Origin of the sequence: Streptococcus oralis (genome assembly GCF_001578705.1) — a bacterium.
Taxonomy (GTDB): domain Bacteria; phylum Bacillota; class Bacilli; order Lactobacillales; family Streptococcaceae; genus Streptococcus; species Streptococcus oralis_J.
The window spans coordinates 1,052,322-1,072,825 of sequence record NZ_KQ969037.1 but is presented as its reverse complement, the minus strand read 5'-3'; the positions used below and the strand labels follow the sequence as shown (position 1 = coordinate 1,072,825).

Annotated in this window: 19 protein-coding genes and 1 riboswitch; of the genes, 15 read left to right on the top strand and 4 right to left on the bottom strand. The window is 44.1% G+C overall.

The window, feature by feature from the left end:
* Positions 1 to 4 precede the first annotated feature (4 nt).
* From mvk to tig, 9 genes are all read left to right on the top strand, one after another.
* Positions 5 to 883: a mevalonate kinase gene (gene mvk, locus SORDD05_RS05390; protein WP_061417568.1), complete on the top strand. Its 879-nt coding sequence runs from the start codon at positions 5 to 7 to the stop codon at positions 881 to 883.
* Entirely contained in the window at positions 865 to 1,818 is a 954-nt protein-coding gene (gene mvaD / locus SORDD05_RS05385) for a diphosphomevalonate decarboxylase (protein ID WP_061417566.1), read from the top strand. Before mvk ends, mvaD begins: the two co-directional genes overlap by 19 nt.
* The gene (locus SORDD05_RS05380; protein ID WP_061417561.1) at positions 1,805 to 2,812 is read left to right on the top strand and encodes a phosphomevalonate kinase; all 1,008 of its coding nucleotides are present in this window, start codon (positions 1,805 to 1,807) and stop codon (positions 2,810 to 2,812) included. The genes mvaD and SORDD05_RS05380 overlap by 14 nt, the downstream gene beginning before the upstream one ends.
* The gene (gene fni, locus SORDD05_RS05375) at positions 2,796 to 3,806 is read left to right on the top strand and encodes a type 2 isopentenyl-diphosphate Delta-isomerase (protein WP_061417559.1); all 1,011 of its coding nucleotides are present in this window, start codon (positions 2,796 to 2,798) and stop codon (positions 3,804 to 3,806) included. The genes SORDD05_RS05380 and fni overlap by 17 nt, the downstream gene beginning before the upstream one ends.
* Before the next feature lie 76 nt (positions 3,807 to 3,882).
* On the top strand, positions 3,883 to 4,581 hold the full coding sequence (gene liaF / locus SORDD05_RS05370) for a cell wall-active antibiotics response protein LiaF (RefSeq protein WP_061417557.1): 699 nt from the start codon (positions 3,883 to 3,885) through the stop codon (positions 4,579 to 4,581).
* Entirely contained in the window at positions 4,578 to 5,576 is a 999-nt protein-coding gene (locus SORDD05_RS05365; RefSeq protein WP_061417555.1) for an envelope stress sensor histidine kinase LiaS, read from the top strand. The genes liaF and SORDD05_RS05365 overlap by 4 nt, the downstream gene beginning before the upstream one ends.
* Positions 5,577 to 5,586: 10 nt before the next feature.
* Positions 5,587 to 6,219 (top strand): response regulator transcription factor, encoded by a 633-nt coding sequence (locus SORDD05_RS05360; RefSeq protein ID WP_061417553.1) that lies wholly within the window; start codon positions 5,587 to 5,589, stop codon positions 6,217 to 6,219.
* Positions 6,220 to 6,876, top strand: a complete 657-nt coding sequence (locus tag SORDD05_RS05355) for a DNA alkylation repair protein (protein WP_061417551.1) — start codon at positions 6,220 to 6,222, stop codon at positions 6,874 to 6,876.
* Positions 6,877 to 6,968: 92 nt separating this feature from the next.
* Positions 6,969 to 8,252, top strand: coding sequence for a trigger factor (tig, locus tag SORDD05_RS05350; protein ID WP_061417549.1), 1,284 nt, complete (start codon positions 6,969 to 6,971; stop codon positions 8,250 to 8,252).
* A 47-nt stretch (positions 8,253 to 8,299) separates the two neighbouring features.
* Here tig and SORDD05_RS05345 read toward each other — a convergent pair whose 3' ends face one another.
* The 3 genes from SORDD05_RS05345 to rnhC all read right to left on the bottom strand — a co-directional run bounded on the left by SORDD05_RS05345 (position 8,300) and on the right by rnhC (position 12,314).
* Positions 8,300 to 10,666, bottom strand: a complete 2,367-nt coding sequence (locus SORDD05_RS05345; protein ID WP_061417548.1) for an SF1B family DNA helicase RecD2 — start codon at positions 10,664 to 10,666, stop codon at positions 8,300 to 8,302.
* A gap of 148 nt (positions 10,667 to 10,814) precedes the next feature.
* Complete coding sequence (gene lepB, locus SORDD05_RS05340; RefSeq protein WP_001105831.1) at positions 10,815 to 11,429, bottom strand: signal peptidase I; 615 nt, start codon at positions 11,427 to 11,429, stop codon at positions 10,815 to 10,817.
* Positions 11,430 to 11,432: 3 nt separating this feature from the next.
* Positions 11,433 to 12,314 carry a ribonuclease HIII gene (gene rnhC / locus SORDD05_RS05335; protein WP_061417546.1) on the bottom strand — a complete coding sequence of 294 codons (882 nt, stop codon included), beginning with the start codon at positions 12,312 to 12,314 and terminating at the stop codon, positions 11,433 to 11,435.
* 86 nt (positions 12,315 to 12,400) lie between these two features.
* Here rnhC and zapA point away from each other — a divergent pair, with 86 nt between their 5' ends.
* The 6 genes from zapA to SORDD05_RS05305 all read left to right on the top strand — a co-directional run bounded on the left by zapA (position 12,401) and on the right by SORDD05_RS05305 (position 19,044).
* A complete protein-coding gene (gene zapA, locus SORDD05_RS05330) occupies positions 12,401 to 12,703 on the top strand; it encodes a cell division protein ZapA (RefSeq protein ID WP_000002027.1) in 303 nt (100 codons plus the stop codon).
* Positions 12,700 to 13,248: a CvpA family protein gene (locus tag SORDD05_RS05325; RefSeq protein WP_061417544.1), complete on the top strand. Its 549-nt coding sequence runs from the start codon at positions 12,700 to 12,702 to the stop codon at positions 13,246 to 13,248. The genes zapA and SORDD05_RS05325 overlap by 4 nt, the downstream gene beginning before the upstream one ends.
* A 100-nt stretch (positions 13,249 to 13,348) precedes the next feature.
* Positions 13,349 to 15,685 (top strand): endonuclease MutS2, encoded by a 2,337-nt coding sequence (locus tag SORDD05_RS05320; RefSeq protein WP_061417542.1) that lies wholly within the window; start codon positions 13,349 to 13,351, stop codon positions 15,683 to 15,685.
* Positions 15,686 to 15,853: 168 nt separating this feature from the next.
* Positions 15,854 to 15,942, top strand: a riboswitch (glycine riboswitch).
* Positions 15,943 to 16,032: 90 nt separating this feature from the next.
* On the top strand, positions 16,033 to 17,355 hold the full coding sequence (locus SORDD05_RS05315) for an alanine/glycine:cation symporter family protein (protein WP_061417540.1): 1,323 nt from the start codon (positions 16,033 to 16,035) through the stop codon (positions 17,353 to 17,355).
* 130 nt (positions 17,356 to 17,485) lie between these two features.
* Entirely contained in the window at positions 17,486 to 18,034 is a 549-nt protein-coding gene (locus SORDD05_RS05310; protein WP_061417538.1) for a carboxymuconolactone decarboxylase family protein, read from the top strand.
* A 110-nt stretch (positions 18,035 to 18,144) separates the two neighbouring features.
* The gene (locus SORDD05_RS05305) at positions 18,145 to 19,044 is read left to right on the top strand and encodes a TDT family transporter (RefSeq protein ID WP_061417536.1); all 900 of its coding nucleotides are present in this window, start codon (positions 18,145 to 18,147) and stop codon (positions 19,042 to 19,044) included.
* A gap of 25 nt (positions 19,045 to 19,069) precedes the next feature.
* Here the strand turns inward: SORDD05_RS05305 and serS are convergent, their stop codons facing one another.
* On the bottom strand, positions 19,070 to 20,344 hold the full coding sequence (gene serS / locus SORDD05_RS05300) for a serine--tRNA ligase (RefSeq protein ID WP_061417534.1): 1,275 nt from the start codon (positions 20,342 to 20,344) through the stop codon (positions 19,070 to 19,072).
* Between the last annotated feature and the right edge of the window lie 160 nt (positions 20,345 to 20,504).

The window sequence follows — 20,504 nt, the reverse complement described above, 5'->3', positions numbered from 1 at the left end:
AAACATGACAAAAAAAGTTGGTGTCGGTCAGGCACATAGTAAGATTATTTTAATAGGGGAGCATGCGGTCGTTTACGGTTATCCTGCCATTTCCATGCCTCTTTTGGAGGTGGAGGTGACTTGTAAGGTGGTACCTGCTGAAAGCCCGTGGCGTCTCTATGAGGAGGATACTTTGTCCATGGCAGTTTATGCTTCGCTGGAGTATTTGGATATCAAAGAAGCTTGCATTCGCTGTGAGATTGACTCGGCTATCCCTGAAAAACGGGGAATGGGTTCGTCAGCGGCTATTAGCATAGCGGCCATTCGTGCGGTTTTTGACTACTATCAAGCCGACCTGCCTCATGATGTACTAGAAATCTTGGTCAATCGGGCTGAGATGATTGCTCATATGAATCCTAGTGGTTTGGATGCCAAGACCTGTCTCAGTGACCAACCAATTCGCTTTATCAAGAATGTAGGATTTACAGAGCTTGAGATGGATCTATCGGCCTATTTGGTGATTGCTGATACAGGCGTTTATGGTCACACTCGTGAAGCCATCCAAGTGGTTCAAAGTAAGGGCAAGGATGCCCTACCGTTTTTGCATGCCTTGGGAGAATTGACCCAGCAAGCAGAAGATGCAATTAGACAAAAAGATGCTGAAGGGCTGGGACAAATTCTCAGTCAAGCGCATTTACATTTAAAAGAAATTGGTGTTAGTAGCCCTGAGGCAGACTCCCTCGTTGAAACGGCTCTGAGCCATGGTGCTCTGGGTGCCAAGATGAGTGGTGGTGGGCTAGGAGGCTGTATTATCGCCTTGGTAGCCAATCTGGACCAAGCACAAGAACTAGCAAAACGATTAGAAGAGAAAGGAGCTGTTCAGACATGGATCGAAAGCCTGTAACAGTACGTTCCTACGCAAATATTGCCATTATCAAATATTGGGGAAAGAAAAAAGAAAAAGAAATGGTGCCTGCTACTAGCAGTATCTCTTTGACTTTGGAAAATATGTACACAGAGACGACCTTGTCGCCTTTACCGACGGATGCGACTGCTGATGTCTTTTATATCAATGGTCAGCTCCAAAATGAGGCTGAGCATGCCAAAATGAGCAAAATCATTGACCGTTACCGCCCAGAAGGTGAGGGCTTTGTCCGTATTGACACTCAAAACAATATGCCTACAGCAGCGGGCTTGTCCTCTAGTTCTAGTGGTTTGTCCGCCTTGGTCAAGGCTTGCAATGCTTATTTCCAGCTTGGTTTGAATCGGAGCAAGTTGGCACAGGAGGCTAAGTTTGCCTCAGGTTCTTCCTCTCGCAGTTTTTATGGACCGCTAGGTGCCTGGGATAAGGATAGTGGGGAAATCTACCCTGTAGAGACAGACTTGAAACTAGCTATGATTATGTTGGTGCTAGAGGACAAGAAAAAACCAATCTCTAGCCGTGATGGGATGAAACTCTGTGTGGAAACCTCGACGACCTTTGATGACTGGGTGCGCCAGTCTGAGAAAGACTATCAAGATATGCTGGTTTATCTCAAAGAGAATGACTTTGCCAAGATTGGGGAACTAACGGAGAGAAATGCCCTAGCCATGCACGCTACGACGAAAACAGCATCGCCAGCCTTTTCTTATCTAACAGATGCGACTTATGAAGCGATGGACTTTGTCCGCCAACTTCGTGAGCAAGGCGAGGCTTGCTACTTTACCATGGATGCCGGTCCCAATGTCAAGGTCCTCTGTCAGGAGAAAGACTTGGAGCATTTGTCAGAAATCTTTGGTCAACGTTATCGCTTGATTGTGTCAAAAACAAAGGATTTGAGCCAAGATGATTGCTGTTAAAACTTGCGGGAAACTCTATTGGGCAGGTGAGTATGCTATTCTAGAGCCAGGACAGTTGGCCTTGATAAAGGACATTCCCATCTATATGAGGGCTGAGATTACTTTTTCTGACAGCTACCGTCTCTATTCAGATCTGTTTGATTTTGCAGTGGATTTGACGCCAAATCCTTCCTATAGTTTGATTCAAGAAACAATTGCTTTGATGAATGACTTCCTCGCTGATCGTGGTCAGACTTTGCGACCTTTTTCCCTAGAAATTCATGGCAAAATGGAACGAGAAGGGAAAAAGTTTGGTCTAGGCTCTAGTGGCAGCGTCGTTATTTTGGTTGTCAAGGCTCTGCTGGCTCTGTATCATCTTTCAATTGAACAGGATCTCTTGTTCAAGCTGGCTAGCGCGGTCTTGCTCAAGCGAGGAGACAATGGTTCTATGGGAGACCTTGCCTGTATTGTGGCAGAGGATTTGGTTCTCTACCAGTCTTTTGATCGCCAGAAGGTAGCCGCTTGGTTGGAAGAAGAAAACTTGGCGACGGTTTTGGAGCGTGATTGGGGCTTTTCGATCTCACAAGTGCAACCAGCTCTAGAATGTGATTTCCTAGTGGGATGGACCAAGGAAGTGGCTGTATCGAGTGACATGATCCAGCAAATCAAGCAAAACATCGACCAGAACTTTTTAGCTTCCTCAAAAGCAACAGTAGCTACTTTGGTAGAAACCTTGGAACAGGGGAAAGCAGAAAAAATTATCGAGCAGGTGGAAACAGCCAGCCAGCTTTTAGAAGGCTTGAGCACAGATATTTACACGCCTTCGCTTAGACAGCTGAAAGAAGCAAGCCAAGGTTTGCAAGCTGTTGCCAAAAGCAGTGGCGCTGGTGGCGGTGACTGTGGTATTGCCTTGAGTTTTGATGCGCAATCAACTGAAACCCTAAAAAACCGTTGGGCCAATCTGGGGATTGAGCTCTTATACCAAGAAAGGACAGGACATGACGACGAATCGTAAGGATGAGCACATCCGCTATGCCCTTGAGCAAAAAAGCTCCTATAATAGCTTTGATGAGGTTGAGTTAATCCACTCTTCGCTACCGCTCTATGACCTAGATGAAATTGATTTGTCTACAGAATTTGCAGGTCGCAAGTGGGACTTTCCTTTTTACATCAATGCCATGACGGGTGGGAGCGAAAAAGGTAAAGAAATCAATCAAAAACTGGCTCAGGTAGCAGAAGCCTGTGGGATTTTGTTTGTGACGGGTTCTTATAGCGCAGCCCTCAAGGATCCAACAGATGATACTTTTTCTGTCAAATCTAGCCATCCAAATCTCCTCCTTGGAACCAATATTGGATTGGACAAACCTGTTGAGTTAGGACTTCAGACTGTGACGGAGATGAATCCTTTACTTTTACAAGTGCATGTCAATGTCATGCAGGAATTACTCATGCCTGAGGGAGAACGAAAGTTTAGAAGCTGGCAATCGCATCTAGCAGACTATAGCAAGCAAATCCCCGTTCCAATCATTTTAAAGGAAGTGGGTTTTGGGATGGATGTGAAGACTATCGGGAGAGCCTATGAACTAGGAGTTCGAACCTTTGACCTGTCAGGTCGTGGTGGCACCAGTTTTGCCTATATCGAAAACCGTCGCAGTGGTCAGCGTGATTACCTCAATCAATGGGGCCAGTCTACCATGCAAGCCCTTCTCAATGCCCAAGACTGGAAAGACAAGGTCGAGCTCTTGGTCAGTGGAGGCGTTCGGAACCCACTTGATATGATTAAGTGCTTGGTCTTTGGAGCCAAGGCTGTGGGATTGTCACGAACCATGTTAGAGCTAGTAGAAAATCACTCAGTCGAAGAGGTGATTGCGATTGTCCAAGGATGGAAAGAAGATCTGCGTTTGATCATGTGTGCCCTTAATTGTGCCACCATAGCTGATCTGCAAAAAGTAGACTATCTTCTCTATGGAAAATTAAAAGAGGCAAAGGATCAGATGAAAAAGGCGTAACCACCGCCTTTTTTCCATCCTCAGACCGAGGTGACTTTTTTGAATTGTGATAAAATAGAAAAGAGAGGATGCAGCTATGAAAAAATTTCAAATCTTTTTATTTATTGAAGCCTGTCTGTTGACGGGAGCTCTGATTTTGATGGTATCAGAGCATTTTTCGCGTTTTCTGCTGATTCTCTTCCTCTTTCTTCTCCTGATACGCTATTATACAGGTAAAGAGGGCAATAACTTCCTCCTCCTTGTGGCGACCATTCTTTTCTTTTTCATCGTCATGCTCAATCCCTTTGTGATTTTAGCTATCTTTGTAGCAGTCATATACAGCCTCTTTCTTCTCTATCCAATGATGAATCAAGAGAGAGAGGAGACCGACTTGGTCTTTGAAGAGGTAGTGACGGTTAAAAATGAAAAGAATCGCTGGTTTGGCAATCTCCATCATTTTTCTAGTCACCAGACCTGCCAGTTTGATGATATCAATCTCTTTCGCCTCATGGGTAAGGATACCATTCATCTAGAAAGAGTTATCCTAACCAATCATGACAATGTCATTATCCTTAGAAAGATGGTCGGAACGACTAGGATTATCGTACCTGTAGATGTGGAAATCAGTCTCAGTGTCAACTGTCTTTATGGGGATCTAACTTTCCTCCATCAACCCAAGCGAGCCCTACGCAATGAACACTATCACCAGGAAACCAGGGACTATCTCAAGAGTAACAAGAGCGTCAAAATTTTCCTAACCAGTATGATTGGAGATGTGGAGGTGGTCAGAGGATGAAAAAGCAATCCTATCTGTTAATCGGGCTGACTTCTCTCCTCTTTATCCTCTTTTTGACCAATAGTCTGCTTGATATTTTTGAACTAGACTGGCCCTATTTGCTACAAGATATCGAGAAAACTGAAAAGTTAATTTTTTTGATCTTTGTCTTTAGCCTTTCCATGACCTTCTTTTTTGTCCTATTTTGGCGAGTGATAGAAGAAGTCTCTCGCAGAAAAATGCAGGTCAATCTCAAGCGCTTATTAGCAGGAAAAGAGGTAATTTCCTTTGCAGATCCAGATTTGGATGCCAGTTTCAAGTCCTTATCTGGCAAGCTCAACCTCTTGACAGAGGCTGTTCAAAAGGCTGAAAATCAAAGCCTGGTCAAGGAAGAAGCAATCATCGAGAAAGAACGGAAGCGGATAGCACGTGACTTACACGATACGGTTAGTCAGGAGTTGTTTGCGGCCCATATGATTTTATCAGGTGTCAGCCAGCAGGCTTTGAAGCTTGATAGAGAAAAGATGCAGACCCAGTTGCAAAGTGTCGCGGCCATCCTCGAAACAGCCCAGAAAGATCTGCGGGTCTTGCTCTTGCATTTGCGACCAGTTGAGTTGGAAGAGAAGAGTTTGGTTGAGGGGATTCAAATCCTCTTAAAAGAGCTTGAGGACAAGAGCGATCTCAAGGTCAGTCTCAAGCAAAATGTGTCTAAATTGCCTAAGAAAATCGAAGAGCATATCTTCCGTATATTGCAGGAGTTGATCAGCAATACCCTCCGCCATGCCCAGGCATCTTGTTTAGATGTTTATCTCTATCAGACAGATGTTGAATTGCAGCTGAAGGTGGTGGACAATGGGATTGGTTTCCAGTTAGGGAGCTTAGATGACTTGAGTTATGGACTGCGAGATATCAAGGAGCGGGTCGAGGATATGGCAGGAACGGTTCAACTCTTGACAGCACCTAAGCAAGGACTGGCGGTTGATATCCGTATTCCCTTGCTAGATAAGGAATTATAAAGGAGTATAGATGAAAATTTTACTGGTAGATGACCATGAAATGGTCCGATTGGGCTTGAAAAGCTACTTTGACCTTCAAGAAGATGTAGAAGTTGTGGGCGAGGCGGCCAACGGTGTTCAAGGGATTTCCTTGGCCTTGGAACTGCGTCCAGATGTTATTGTCATGGATATTGTTATGCCTGAGATGAATGGGATTGATGCTACCTTAACCATCCTCAAAGAATGGCCTGAAGCCAAGATTTTGATTGTGACATCTTATTTGGACAATGAAAAAATCATGCCGGTCTTGAACGCGGGTGCTAAAGGCTATATGCTCAAAACTTCCAGTGCAGACGAACTGCTCCATGCTGTTCGTAAGGTTGCTGCTGGTGAGCTTGCTATTGAACAAGAGGTCAGCAAGAAGGTCGAATACCACCGCAATCATATCGAACTTCATGAAGAACTGACTGCGCGTGAGCGAGACGTGCTTCAACTGATTGCTAAGGGCTATGAAAATCAGCGCATTGCAGATGAGCTCTTTATCTCCCTTAAGACAGTCAAGACCCATGTGTCAAATATCCTATCCAAGCTTGAGGTCAGTGATCGCACCCAGGCTGCAGTCTATGCCTTTCAGCACCACTTGGTAGGGCAGGAGGACTTTTAGATGAGTCTTGCAGATATAGTTGAGAAGCTAGAAGCGGCAAAAAATCCAGAAAAAGCAGGCCCCATGGAAGCCTATATGCGCCATCAATTTTCCTTTCTAGGTATTGCAGCTCCTGAAAGAAATGTCCTTTATAAAAAATACTTTCCAAGTGCGAAAAAAACAAAGATCATCGATTGGGATTTTGTGGACACTTGCTGGGAAAAGGAACCTAGAGAATACCAATATGTGGCGGCCAACTATTTGAAAGCCATGCAGTCTTATCTAACGAAGGATGATTTGCCTAAGCTTGAGCATCTAGTCGTGACCAAGTCTTGGTGGGACACGGTAGATATCCTAGACCGAGTAGTAGGGAGTTTGGTAGCCGACCATCCGGAACTTGAAGAAGTGATTTTAAAATGGAGCCTATCAGACAATATATGGCTGAGACGCGTCGCTATTGATCACCAGTTGTTAAGAAAAGAGAAAACCGATGTCCGACTGATGGAAAAAATCCTGCTCAACAATCTGGACCAGACAGAATTTTTTATTAACAAAGCCATCGGCTGGGCACTAAGAGACTACTCCAAAACCAATCCAGACTGGGTAGCAAGTTTTATCGAAAAAAACAAGGAAAAAATGGCTGAACTTAGTATCAAGGAAGCCAGCAAATACCTTTAGCATCGTTGAAAAGCGTATTCATTACTTGAAAAAAGTCGCCCGTTTATGTTATAATAGACTGTATTTAAAAAATTTTAAGGAGAAATGACAGAATGTCTGTATCATTTGAAAACAAAGAAACAAACCGTGGTGTCTTGACTTTCACTATCTCTCAAGACCAAATCAAACCAGAAGTGGATCGTGTATTTAACTCAGTAAAGAAAACTCTTAACGTTCCAGGTTTCCGTAAAGGTCACCTTCCACGTCCTATCTTTGATAAAAAATTTGGTGAAGAAACACTTTACCAAGATGTGTTGAACGCTCTTTTGCCAAACGCTTATGAAGCAGCTGTAAAAGAAGCTGGTCTTGAAGTGGTTGCGCAACCAAAAATTGACGTGACTTCAATGGAAAAAGGTCAAGACTGGGTCATCACTGCTGAAGTCGTGACAAAACCTGAAGTAAAATTGGGTGACTACAAAAACCTTGAAGTATCAGTAGATGTAGAAAAAGAAGTAACAGACGCTGACGTTGAAGAACGTATCGAACGCGAACGCAACAACTTGGCTGAATTGGTTATCAAGGAAGCTGCTGCTGAAAATGGCGATACTGTTGTCATTGACTTCGTTGGTTCTATCGACGGTGTTGAATTTGACGGCGGGAAAGGTGAAAACTTCTCACTTGGACTTGGATCAGGTCAATTCATCCCTGGTTTCGAAGACCAATTGGTTGGACACTCAGCTGGCGAAACGGTTGACGTTATCGTAACATTCCCAGAAGACTACCAAGCAGAAGATCTTGCAGGTAAAGAAGCGAAATTCGTAACAACTATCCACGAAGTTAAAGCTAAAGAAGTTCCAGCTCTTGATGATGAACTTGCAAAAGACATCGACGAAGAAGTGGAAACACTTGCTGAATTGAAAGAAAAATACCGTAAGGAATTGGCTGCTTCAAAAGAAGAAGCATACAAAGATGCCCTTGAAGGTGCAGCAATCGATAAAGCTGTAGAAAACGCTGAAATCGTAGAACTTCCAGAGGAAATGATCCACGAAGAAGTTCACCGCTCAGTAAACGAATTCCTTGGAAACTTGCAACGTCAAGGTATCAACCCTGACATGTACTTCCAAATCACTGGAACTACTCAAGAAGACCTTCACAAACAATACGAAGCAGAAGCTGAGTCACGTACTAAGACTAACCTTGTAATCGAAGCAGTTGCCAAGGCTGAAGGATTTGACGCTACTGAAGAAGAAATCCAAAAAGAAATCGAACAATTGGCAGCAACTTACAACATGGAAGTGGCACAAGTTCAAAACTTGCTTTCAGCAGATATGTTGAAACATGATATCGCAATCAAAAAAGCTGTTGAATTGATCACAAGCACTGCAACAGTAAAATAATCTTAAAAGATAAAAAGCCCACCTGACTAGGTGGGTTTTCTGATGCTCTACTTTCCAAAAATATCTTTGAGGTCTGCGTCTGTAATCCCGATCATAGCTGGGATGCTTGACCAGTTTTCCTCGGTGAGGATGTAGGATAGAGGAGCTCCCTCTTGATTTGTTGTTTCAGTTGGGGCTGGGTTGGTTTGGTCAGCTGATTCAAGCAGATCCTTGAAGCGTTCAATCAGATAGGTCTTACGGGCAGTTCCGATATGTTTGACTGCATAGTCAAAGGCCTGTAATTCGCCTAGTAAGATGAGCTTGCTCTTAGCCCGTGTAATAGCTGTGTAGATTAGATTGCGTTCCAGCATGCGCTTGCTAGCACTAGTAATGGGCAGGATGACAACGGGAAACTCACTCCCTTGTGACTTATGAATACTCATGGCATAGGCCAGACGAATCTTGTACCATTCATTGCGTGGATAGATGACCTCATTGCCATCAAAATCAATGACAATCTCGTCTTGTTTTGACTCGGTGTACTTACTAGGGATCAGATCTGAGATGTAGCCTAGGTCTCCATTAAAGACATTGACTTCAGCGTCGTTGACTAGGTGAATGACCTTGTCCCCTGTTCGATAGTGACACTGAGTTGCTTCAAAGCTAACTTGTCCCTTTTGAAGAGGATTGAGTAGGCCTTGCATGAGTTGGTTGATGGCGTCAATACCAGCAGTTCCTCGATACATAGGCGCCAGCACCTGAATATCACGAGCCGGAATGCCACTTCTGAGGGCAGCACCAAGAATTTTCTCAATGGTAGCAGGGATATGGCCGCTAGCAATTTCAAAGTAGGAGCGGTCTGCCTTTTTCTTAGTAAAGTCAGCTGGCAAGATGCCTTGTCGAATCTGGCTAGCCAAGGTGACGATGGTTGATTCTTCACTCTGACGGTAAATCCGTTCCAAGCGAGTCTGCGGAATCAGGGGTATCTGGAGCAGGTCAGCAAGGACTTGCCCAGGACTAACAGAAGGTAGCTGGTCGCTATCACCCACGATGAGGATTTTACTGTTAGAAGAGATGTTGGAGAAAAGTTGGTTGGCTAGCCAAGTGTCCACCATGGAGAATTCATCCACGATAATAAAGTCGGCATCCAGATAATCTTCCAGATGGCTAGTATCATCGTCCCCCGTCATTCCCAAATGGCGGTGAATGGTCGCGCTGGGCAAACCTGTTAATTCATTCATGCGCCGAGCTGCTCGACCAGTTGGAGCTGCTAGAAGGATAGGCAGGTTGCTTTTTTTTCTGAGGTCAAGTCCTTCTAAAAGTGCATAGACAGCGATAATCCCATTGATAACAGTCGTCTTACCTGTACCAGGTCCACCTGTTAGGATAAAGACCTTGTTCTGGATAGCGTCACAGATAGCCTGTTTTTGAATGCTATCGTATTGGATACCCAGTTCCTCCTCGACAGTAGCGATATGCTTTTGAATGGTTTCTAAATCCTGATTTTTCTGTTTTCCTTTTTCAAGGATACGAACCAAGTGGCTGCGAATGCCTTCTTCGGCGAAAAAGAGACTATTGTCAAAGATTTTGGTATCAATCTGCTGAACCTTGTCTTCTTCGATGAGGTAGGAGAGTTCTTGGGCTACTTGGCTGGGATCCAGTTCTACGGGTCGGGAAGACTCGAGGAGAGTCAGGGTCTGTTCCAGCAAATCTCGGGCTTCCATGTAGGTATCGCCCGTATCCATACAGCCTTGAAAGAGACTGTGGACAAGGCCAGCACGAAAGCGCTCGGGAGCCTGACTTTCGATGCCTAGTTCCTCCGCTAGTTGGTCAGCAATGGTAAAACCCAATCCCTTGATATCCTCGACCAGTTGGTAGGGATAGTTTTCGACAATATCCAGCGTTTCTTCCTTGTAAAAGTCTTGAATCTGAAAGGCTAGTTTATTGGGAATGCCGTAGTTAGCTAGTTTTGCCAAGACCATTTCTGTCCCATAGTTGAGACGGAGGGTAGAGAGGAAAGCCTCACGGTTTTGGGCAGAGAGTCCTGAGATGCCTTCTAGCTTTTCAGGATGTTCCAGAATTTCGTCTATGGTATTTTCACCATAGCAATCCACGATTTTTTGAGCCGTTTTGAGACCAATTCCCTTGAAGTGGCTACTCGAAAAGTACTTAACTAGCCCTTTTTTAGTTGGTTTTGCCCGCTCATAACGGCTGATTTGCAGTTGTTCTCCGTACTTGGAGTGTTGAACGATTTGTCCCCAAAAGGTGTAGTCTTCGCCCTCAATCACGTCAGCCATGGTTCCTGTAATGATAATTTCAAAATCGTCAAAGTCCTCCGCATTGGTATCTTCGATATCTAGGAGGAGGATGCGATAAAAATTGCTGGGATTTTCAAAAATAATACGTTCAATGGTGCCTGAAAAATAAACTTCCATAGATTTCCTTTTTGATAGAAAAAGAGCTGGGATAGAGCTTTCAGTTAGGCTTTCCTTTGATTTGGGACTTGGTACAAGATATTGCCAAGTTGCAATCTAATCCTAAAAGCTAACTCAAAAAGACTATCACAGCATCTAGTTGCTGATTTTAAAAGATTCCGATACGGTTGAGTGGCCAGAAACGGAATTTGGCTTCTCCTTTGATTTGACTGGCTTTAAAGGTTCCGACATGGCGACTGTCACTGGAAACCAAACGGTCATCTCCAAGGAGGAGGTACTCGCCCTCAGGTACTGTAAAGCTGAAACTGGTGTTGAAATTCACATCGACAGTAAAGGCCTGAGCTTTCTGGGCTAGACTTCTAAAATACACCCCCTTATCTCCTTCAAAGCCTTTCCCCGAATAGGCGTTTTGCAGTTTATCATTTTTAAACTGTTGGAGGTAGTCTGCTAGGTAAGGTTCGTCGGTTTCTTGATTGTTGATAAAGAGCTTGTCGTTTTCGTAGCGAATGGTATCACCAGGCATGCCGATGACGCGTTTAACGATGTCTTTATTTCCATCATCTTCATGAGCAACTACAATGTCAAAACGGTTGATAGGGAGGTGTTTGACGACAAAGAGAATCTCTCCATCAGCTAGGGTCGGATCCATAGAGTGTCCTTCCACACGGACATTGGTCCAGAGAAAGAGACGACTAAGACCGACTAGTATAATGATGAGGAACGTAAGTCCCCACTCTTTTAGAAATGTTTTAAAATAATTCATAATTTACCTTTCTAGAAGTGCTTTGGCTTTTTCAGTGTTTTTAAAATGCAGTTTGGCACAGAAACGAAGTCCTTTCATGCCATAGGCTTGAAGGACTTTGCTAGCAACCTTATCAGATGCAGTTCCAGCGCCGCTTGGCAGTTGATAGCCTAGTTCTCGTCCAAGATTTTCCAAGTTTTCGAGGAAGAGGTCACGAGCGATGATGGAGCTAACTGCAACAGCCAGGTATTTTCCCTCGGCTTTTTCTTCTAAGCTAATTTTGTTTGGAAAACGGTTGGCTTCTTGCGCCAAGTACTTGTTATAGTTTTTAGGACTTGTAAAAGCGTCAATCACGATTTTTTCTGGCTGGACTCCTTTTTGGAGAAGGAGAAAGATAGCCTGGTTGTGTAGGGCAACCTTTACAGAAACAGCATTGTAACGATCTCCGATAACTTCGTTGTACTTACTCGGTGAAAGAAGGAGCGCTTGATGCTGGATCTTTTCCTTGAGGATAGGGGCAATCTGACGAATCTTTTGGTCGGTCAAGGTTTTTGAATCCCCTACGCCGAGTTTTCGCAAGAAGTCGTGCTGGTCAGGTGTCACGAAGGAAGCCACGACAGCAAGCCCACCAAAGTAGGAACCATTTCCCACCTCATCAGTCCCAATCATAGGAAAATCTTGTCCACTGTTTTCTTGTTGAACTTTATAGCCAAAGAAAGTGGCGTATTGTTCAGCAGCTTCGCCCTGCAGGAGGACTTTTCCAGAAGTATAGATGGAAACCGTTGCCTGAGGGAAGCGCAAAAAATAGCGAATATAAGGATTTTTACTAGGGGCGAGAGCCTTCTGATACTGACTTAAAAAGCTCTGAATTTCCTGTTCACTTGGTGTGAGTGTGATACTTGCCATAGTCTCTATTGTACCATAAAAGCAGGAGAATTGGTAAAAACTGACAAAGTTAGCGAAATTTGGTATAATATCGTGAGGTGAATTTTATGGCAAATCTAAATCGATATAAGTTTACATTCGGGAAAAAGACATTAACCTTGACAACCGAGCATGACAACCTCTTTATGGAGGAAATTGCTAAGGTTGCGACTGAAAAATACCAAGCAATTAAGGAACAAATGCCTGGAGCGGATGATGAAACCATTGCCCTCCTTTTAGCGATTAACAGCCTATCGACGCAGCTTAGTCGTGAGATTGAGTTTGACGATAAGGAGCAGGAGCTTAAAGACCTTCGAAATAAGCTAGTGGCAGTCAAGCAAGAGCAGAGCAAGATTGAGGATTCCCTATGATTTCGATCCTTCTCTTACTGGTTCTAGCTTGGGGTTTTTACATCGGCTACCGTAGAGGTCTGGTGCTGCAAGTTTATTATTTCCTCGTGGCAGTGATTTCAGCCTTTATTGCTGGGCAGTTTTATAAATCGCTGGGAGATCAATTTCACTTGCTTGTCCCTTATGCCAATCCTCAGGAAGGACAGGGTACCTTTTTCTTCCCTTCAGCCCAGCTTTTTCAGCTAGACAAGGTCTTTTATGCGGGTCTGGCCTACCTCCTAGTTTTCGGAATTTGTTACAGTATCGGACGTTTTATCGGTTTGTTCCTACACTTGATTCCGACTAATAAGCTAGGGGGCATCTGGTTTCGTATCGGAGCAGGTGTTTTGTCATTATTGGTAACCTTATTTGTCTTGCAAATGGCTTTGACCATTCTTGCAACGGTGCCTATGGCAGCCGTTCAAAATTCACTTGAAAAGAGCGTGGTAGCTAAACATATCATCCAAAGTATCCCTTTTACGACAAACTTTATCAAACAACTCTGGGTGACAAATTTAATCGGATAAAAAGGGCGGGATTTTTCCTAGCCCTTTGTTTACAGATTGGAGGACTAGGTCAAAACCTCTAGTTGCTACGATTTTGTAAACAAATACACAAGGAAAAAATATGAATACAAAAATACTAGAAACTTTAGAATTCAATAAAATCAAAGCCTTGTTTGAACCTCATCTTCTGACAGAACAAGGACTAGAGGAGTTAAAAGGTTTGGCTCCAACTGCCAAGGCGGATAAGATCAAACAAGCCTTTACAGAGATGGAGGAAATGCAGGCGCTTTTTGTGGAGCAACCTCACTTTACCATCCTAGCGACACGTGAGATATCAGCGATTTGTAAGCGTCTGGAGATGGGGGCGGACCTCAATATCGAGGAGTTCCTGCTCCTCAAACGGGTTTTGCTTGCTAGCAGAGAGTTGCAAAGTTTTTATGCTAATCTCGAAAATGTTCGCTTGGAACAGTTGGCGAGATGGTTTGAAAGACTGCATGATTTCCCACACTTGCAAGGGAGTCTTCAATCCCTAAATGATGCAGGATTTATCGAAAATTTCGCCAGTGAAGAGCTAGCACGCATCCGTCGGAAAATTCATGATAGCGAGAGTCAAGTTCGAGATGTCTTGCAAGACTTACTTAAACAAAAAGCGCAGATGTTGACCGAAGGAATCATTGCTAGCAGAAATGGCCGTCAGGTTTTACCTGTCAAGAACACCTATCGTAACAAGATTGCAGGTGTTGTTCATGACATCTCTGCCAGCGGAAACACGGTCTATATCGAGCCACGTGAGGTCGTGAAACTGAGCGAAGAAATCGCTAGTTTGCGAGCAGACGAACGCTATGAGATGATTCGCATCCTACAGGTGCTCTCAGAACGGATCCGCCCTCATGCTGCTGAGATTGCTAATGACGCTTGGATTATCGGCCATTTAGACTTGATTCGTGCCAAGGTGCGTTTCATCCAAGAAAGACAAGCAGTCGTTCCTCAACTTTCACAGAATCAAGAGATTCAACTCCTTCATGTCCGCCATCCTTTGGTTAAAAATGCTGTCGCAAACGATGTACACTTCGGTAAGGAATTAACGGCCATTGTCATTACAGGTCCCAATACTGGTGGTAAGACCATCATGCTCAAAACCTTGGGCTTGACCCAACTCATGGCCCAGTCAGGCTTGCCCATTTTAGCTGATAAGGGGAGCTGTGTCGGTATTTTCGAAGAAATCTTCGCAGATATTGGGGATGAGCAGTCTATCGAGCAAAGCTTGTCTACCTTCTCCAGTCACATGACTAATATCGTAGATATTCTTGGCAAGGTCAACCAACACTCGCTTTTATTACTAGATGAGCTTGGCGCAGGTACCGATCCGCAGGAAGGAGCAGCCCTTGCCATGGCCATTTTGGAGGATCTTCGTCTGCGTCAGGTTAAGACCATGGCGACGACCCACTACCCAGAACTCAAGGCTTATGGTATCGAGACAGCCTTTGTGCAAAATGCCAGCATGGAGTTTGACACAGCTAGTCTGCGTCCGACCTATCGCTTTATGCAGGGTGTCCCTGGTCGAAGTAATGCCTTTGAAATTGCCAAACGCCTGGGCTTGTCAGATGTCATCGTGGGAGATGCCAGCCAGCAGGTTGATCAGGATAATGATGTCAACCGCATCATTGAACAATTGGAAGAGCAAACGCTTGAAAGTCGCAAACGCTTGGACAATATCCGTGAGGTGGAGCAAGAAAACCTTAAGATGAACCGAGCTCTTAAAAAGCTCTACAACGAACTCAATCGTGAAAAGGAAACTGAGCTTAACAAGGCGCGTGAACAAGCAGTCGAGATTGTGGAACTTGCTCTAAATGAGAGTGACCAGATTCTCAAGAACCTCCACAGTAAGTCTCAACTCAAACCCCATGAAATCATTGAAGCCAAGGCTGAGCTGAAAAAACTGGCCCCTGAAAAAGTAGATTTGTCCAAAAACAAGGTCCTTCAAAAAGCCAAGAAAAAACGAGCTCCAAAGGTGGGAGATGACATTGTGGTTCTCAGTTATGGACAACGTGGAACCTTGACCAATCAGCTTAAGGACGGCCGTTGGGAAGCCCAAGTCGGTTTGATCAAGATGACCTTGGAAGAGAAAGAATTTGACCTTGTTCAGGCTCAGCAAGAAGCCCCAGTCAAGAAAAAACAAGTCAATGTCGTCAAACGTGCTTCTGGTCGTGGTCCGCAAGCGAGGCTGGATCTCCGAGGCAAACGGTACGAAGAGGCTATGAATGAGTTGGACGCCTTTATCGACCAAGCCCTGCTCAATAACATGGCGCAGGTAGACATCATCCATGGTATCGGTACGGGAGTCATCCGTGAGGGCGTTATCAAATACCTACAAAGAAATAAGCATGTTAAGAGTTTCGGCTATGCTCCACAGAATGCTGGCGGTAGTGGCGCAACCATTGTGACCTTTAAAGGATAGAGAGAAGAAGGAGTCAATCTTTCTGAAAAAAAGAAATGAAAACTAAAAATTTTCATAGAAAACATTGACAAAGGCTAACTTTTCTTGTAGAATAATAAAAAATAAAATACCAACACCGAATGAAGTTTAATAGAAATGGAGAAAGGTTTGTTTTCCATGACTGTAAATGGACGGAACTCTGGAGAGACCGTAAAGGCACCGAAGGGGCAAGGCAGGCAACTGCTCAAACTCTCAGGTAAAAGGACAGAGCTAAGATAGACCGCTTTTTAGCATTTATCTAAGCATTCCAGAGTACATGTATCTTGCATGTGCTCTTTCTTTTGGGGTTGAAAAGATAGGAGAAGGAAATGTTAGAATTGCTAAAAGCGCTTGATGCTTTCGTTTGGGGGCCTCCCCTCTTGATCTTATTGGTCGGAACGGGTATCTATTTGACCATCCGACTAGGTCTTTTGCAGGTAGCTCGTCTCCCTAAGGCCTTTCAGTTGATCTTTACCAAGGACAAGGGGCACGGCGATGTGTCGAGCTTTGCTGCCTTATGTACAGCCCTTGCAGCTACTGTTGGAACGGGAAATATCATCGGGGTCGCGACAGCCATCAAGGTTGGTGGGCCAGGGGCCCTCTTTTGGATGTGGATGGCGGCCTTTTTTGGGATGGCAACCAAGTATGCTGAAGGCTTGCTGGCAATCAAATACCGTAGCAAGGATGCAAATGGAGCTGTAGCTGGAGGACCCATGCACTACATCCTTTTGGGGATGGGAGAAAAGTGGCGTCCACTTGCTATCTTCTTTGCCCTAGCTGGTGTATTGGTGGCGCTTCTAGGGATTGGTACCTTTACCCAGGTCAATTCGATTACAGAATCCATTCAAAATACAGCCCAAGTTGATCCAGCCATCACAGCTCTGATTTTATCCATTTTTGTAGGGATTGCCGTCTTTGGTGGTCTTAAATCCATATCAAAAGTTTCGACAGCAGTGGTTCCTTTTATGGCTATTGTCTATATTTTAGGAACTCTTACAGTTATTCTCTTTAATATCGAGAAAATCCCAGCCACACTTACCCTCATCTTTACTTCAGCCTTTAGTCCAGCTGCTGCGGTAGGTGGTTTTGCAGGTGCCAGCATTCGGATGGCTATCCAGAATGGTGTGGCGCGAGGAGTCTTCTCTAACGAATCTGGTCTTGGTTCAGCTCCCATTGCAGCGGCTGCAGCTAAGACTAATGAGCCTGTCGAGCAAGGCTTGATTTCCATGACAGGAACCTTTATTGATACTTTGATTATCTGTACTCTGACGGGTCTAACAATCTTAGTAACTGGTGTTTGGAGCGGAGATTTAAATGGTGTTGCCTTGACCCAGTCAGCCTTTTCAACAGTTTTTTCACACTTTGGACCTGCTCTTTTGACCATCTTCCTTGTGCTCTTTGCCTTTACGACGATTCTCGGTTGGAACTACTACGGAGAGCGCTGTTTTGAGTTTCTCTTTGGTGTCCGCTTTATCTGGCTTTACCGTGTAGTCTTTGTAGTCATGGTCTTGTTGGGAGGATTTATCGAGTTGGATATGGTTTGGATTATCGCAGACATTGTCAATGCCTTGATGGCTCTACCAAACTTGATTGCCCTCTTAGTCTTGTCGCCAGTCGTCATTGCTGAGACTAAAAAGTATTTTAAACACTAACCCAATCACACTTTTAGTGTGATTTTTTCATTTTATAGACATTTTCTATCAAGGCGATTGAAAATATATATTATCCAAGGGGAAAATTCTATGATAGACTAAATGACAATAAAATGAAAAGAGGTTTCTTATGACAACATTTACCATCCACACAGTAGAATCAGCACCAGCAGAAGTGAAAGAAGTTCTTGAAACAGTACAAAAAGATAACAACGGCTATATTCCCAACCTAATCGGTCTCTTGGCCAATGCCCCAACCGCTCTTGAAGCCTACCGAACTGTCGGAGCCATCAACCGTCGCAATAGCCTGACACCAGTGGAACGCGAAGTAGTGCAAATCACAGCTGCCGTAACCAATGGTTGTGCTTTCTGCGTCGCAGGTCACACAGCCTTTTCAATCAAACAAATCCAGATGAATGATGATCTTCTCCAAGCCCTCCGTAACCGTACTCCAATCGAGACAGATCCTAAGCTAGATACTCTAGCCAAGTTTACCTTGGCAGTCATCAATACCAAGGGTCGTGTAGGAGATGAAGCCTTGGCTGAATTCTTAGAAGCCGGCTATACGCAACAAAATGCCTTGGACGTGGTTCTCGGTGTCAGCCTAGCCAGCCTTTGCAACTATGCAAACAACTTAGCTGATACGCCAATCAATCCAGAATTGCAACCTTATGCCTAGTTCGAATCCTAAAGAAAAAATGAAGGCTGATCTACCCAGTCTTCATTTTTCTATGCTATTTTAAAGGCTTTTATGCTATACTGATAATAATATGATTAACGGAGGTTGCCATGAAAAAACTCCCTTTGGTATTTTCTGGTTGTTTGTTAGGTTTGGCAGGTGCAGGAAACTTGATTGCGGATACTTGGCCTGTTCTTTCGCATTTATTGAGTCTGACTGGTTTAGTTTTGTGGATTTTCTTTCTGATTCTTCATCTTTTTAATTGGGAAGAAACCAAGAAAGAATTGACCAAGCCCCCTCTTTTATCTGGTATAGCTACCTTTCCTATGGCTGGGATGATTTTATCGACCTATGTCTTGCGACTAGTTCCGTCTATGCCTATCCTAGCCCAGCTTTTGTGGTGGTTTTCCTTTATCTTGGATCTTGCTTTGATTGCTTATTTTTCTCGTCGCTTTCTTGGAGTGGAGGAAAGAGCTAGTGCAACACCAAGCTGGACAGTACTTTATGTGGGCATAGCAGTTGCAGCCTTGACCTATCCAGTCGTTGGCCTGATTCAGATTGCCTACCTAACGGTGACTTTCGGCTTTCTCGCTACTTGTTTTCTCTATCCGTTGATTTACAGTGATCTAAAGAAACAGCCATTGACTCCAGCTCTACTAGGGCAAGAAGGAATCTACTGTGCTCCTTTTTCTTTGCTCTTAGCAGCTCTGGTGCGTATCGGTGGAGTTACCCTTCCGACCTGGGCCTTGTTACTGCTGATGCTTGTCTCTCAGTCGTTTTTCATCTTCGTTTTAACTCGCCTGCCCAATATTTTAAAACAAGGCTTTCAACCAGCCTTCTCAGCCCTCACCTTCCCAACCATTATCACAGCTACCTCGCTCAAGATGGCTCAGGGAATTTTGAAACTTCCATTTCTGGATTATCTGGTGTTTGCTGAAACGGTTATATGCCTCACTATTTTACTCTTTGTCTTGAGTGGTTATCTGATTTGGTTACGAAAAAAGGTCTAGCTATTATCTAGCTAGGCCTTATTTTTTATGGTTTGATAAGTTCAGCGCCACCCATGTATGGACGAAGTGCTTCTGGAATAGTCACAGATCCATCTTCATTTTGATAGTTTTCAAGAATAGCGGCTACTGTACGTCCAACTGCAAGTCCAGAACCATTCAAGGTATGAAGGAGTTTAACCTTGCCATCGGCTTCGTCACGGTAACGGATTTGAGCACGACGAGCTTGGAAATCTTCTGTATTTGAACAGCTTGAGATTTCACGGTAAGTATTTTGTGCTGGGATCCAAACTTCCAAATCGTAAGTCTTGGCAGCTGAGAAGCCCATGTCTCCAGTAGAGAGCGCGACCACACGGTATGGAAGATTGAGTTTTTGAAGAATATTTTCAGCGTTGGCTGTCATTTTTTCTAATTCTTCATAAGATTCCTCTGGTTTGGCAAATTTGACCATTTCAACCTTGTGAAATTGGTGCAGACGAATCAAGCCACGTGTGTCACGACCAGCAGAACCCGCTTCAGAACGGAATGATGGGCTCATAGCAGTGAAGTAGATTGGTAGGTCTTTTCCGTCAAGGATTTCATCACGGTAGTAGTTTGTAAGAGGCACTTCAGCTGTAGGAATGAGGACATAATTAGTGTCTTTCAATTCAAAAGTGTCTTCCTTGAATTTTGGATATTGACCAGTACCAAACATTGAGTCATGGTTAACAATGTAAGGTGTGATAACTTCCGTATAGCCTTCTTTACCATGCTCATCCAACATGAAGTTGTAGATAGCACGTTCCAAACGAGCTCCAAGTCCTTTATAGAAGAGGAAGCGAGCTCCCGTCACTTTTCCACCACGTTCCCAGTCAAGAATACCAAGGTCTTCACCCAGATCCCAGTGAGCTTTTGGTTCGAAGTCAAACTCGCGTGGAGTTCCCCAACGGCGAACTTCAACGTTGTCATCCTCATCAGCTCCAACAGGAACGCTGTCAGCAGGAATGTTTGGAAGTGTAGTCGTAAATTCTGTCAATTTAGCATCGATTTCTGCCAATTCAGCATCAAGAGATTTGACTTCAGCAGAGAGAGCTTGCATAGCAGCAATCTTGTCATCAGCATTTTCCTTATTGCGCTTGGCTTGAGCAATCTCTGCAGAAACTGTGTTACGTTCTGCCTTGAGGTTTTCGACCTTGACCAAGATATCACGACGTTTAGCGTCGATTTCTTTCATTTCATTCAAAACAGCAGCATCTACACCACGTGTAGCTAGTTTTTCAGCGACAGCATCAAAGTCTGTACGAATACGTTTGATATCTAACATAAAAACTCCTTTATGAAAAAAGCACACCTAACAAAGCGTTGGAGTGGCAGGGCCACGGTTCCATCCAACTTCACAGGTGTGCACTTGATTCTGTATTTAATTGTTGATAACGGTAGAATTTCACTTATCTCCTCTATCTGCTCGCAGCATCCGCAGACTT

What these genes read in the sequence shown, in the direction of transcription:
- SORDD05_RS05345 (WP_061417548.1), bottom strand. Translation starts at nt 10,666, where the DNA reads ATGGAAGTTTATTTTTCAGGCACCATTGAACGTATTATTTTTGAAAAT.
- fni (WP_061417559.1), top strand. Translation starts at nt 2,796, where the DNA reads ATGACGACGAATCGTAAGGATGAGCACATCCGCTATGCCCTTGAGCAA.
- mvk (WP_061417568.1), top strand. Translation starts at nt 5, where the DNA reads ATGACAAAAAAAGTTGGTGTCGGTCAGGCACATAGTAAGATTATTTTA.
- lepB (WP_001105831.1), bottom strand. Translation starts at nt 11,429, where the DNA reads ATGAATTATTTTAAAACATTTCTAAAAGAGTGGGGACTTACGTTCCTC.
- rnhC (WP_061417546.1), bottom strand. Translation starts at nt 12,314, where the DNA reads ATGGCAAGTATCACACTCACACCAAGTGAACAGGAAATTCAGAGCTTT.
- SORDD05_RS05360 (WP_061417553.1), top strand. Translation starts at nt 5,587, where the DNA reads ATGAAAATTTTACTGGTAGATGACCATGAAATGGTCCGATTGGGCTTG.
- mvaD (WP_061417566.1), top strand. Translation starts at nt 865, where the DNA reads ATGGATCGAAAGCCTGTAACAGTACGTTCCTACGCAAATATTGCCATT.
- SORDD05_RS05380 (WP_061417561.1), top strand. Translation starts at nt 1,805, where the DNA reads ATGATTGCTGTTAAAACTTGCGGGAAACTCTATTGGGCAGGTGAGTAT.
- serS (WP_061417534.1), bottom strand. Translation starts at nt 20,344, where the DNA reads ATGTTAGATATCAAACGTATTCGTACAGACTTTGATGCTGTCGCTGAA.
- SORDD05_RS05325 (WP_061417544.1), top strand. Translation starts at nt 12,700, where the DNA reads ATGATTTCGATCCTTCTCTTACTGGTTCTAGCTTGGGGTTTTTACATC.
- tig (WP_061417549.1), top strand. Translation starts at nt 6,969, where the DNA reads ATGTCTGTATCATTTGAAAACAAAGAAACAAACCGTGGTGTCTTGACT.
- SORDD05_RS05310 (WP_061417538.1), top strand. Translation starts at nt 17,486, where the DNA reads ATGACAACATTTACCATCCACACAGTAGAATCAGCACCAGCAGAAGTG.
- SORDD05_RS05355 (WP_061417551.1), top strand. Translation starts at nt 6,220, where the DNA reads ATGAGTCTTGCAGATATAGTTGAGAAGCTAGAAGCGGCAAAAAATCCA.
- SORDD05_RS05365 (WP_061417555.1), top strand. Translation starts at nt 4,578, where the DNA reads ATGAAAAAGCAATCCTATCTGTTAATCGGGCTGACTTCTCTCCTCTTT.
- SORDD05_RS05305 (WP_061417536.1), top strand. Translation starts at nt 18,145, where the DNA reads ATGAAAAAACTCCCTTTGGTATTTTCTGGTTGTTTGTTAGGTTTGGCA.
- zapA (WP_000002027.1), top strand. Translation starts at nt 12,401, where the DNA reads ATGGCAAATCTAAATCGATATAAGTTTACATTCGGGAAAAAGACATTA.
- SORDD05_RS05315 (WP_061417540.1), top strand. Translation starts at nt 16,033, where the DNA reads ATGTTAGAATTGCTAAAAGCGCTTGATGCTTTCGTTTGGGGGCCTCCC.
- SORDD05_RS05320 (WP_061417542.1), top strand. Translation starts at nt 13,349, where the DNA reads ATGAATACAAAAATACTAGAAACTTTAGAATTCAATAAAATCAAAGCC.
- liaF (WP_061417557.1), top strand. Translation starts at nt 3,883, where the DNA reads ATGAAAAAATTTCAAATCTTTTTATTTATTGAAGCCTGTCTGTTGACG.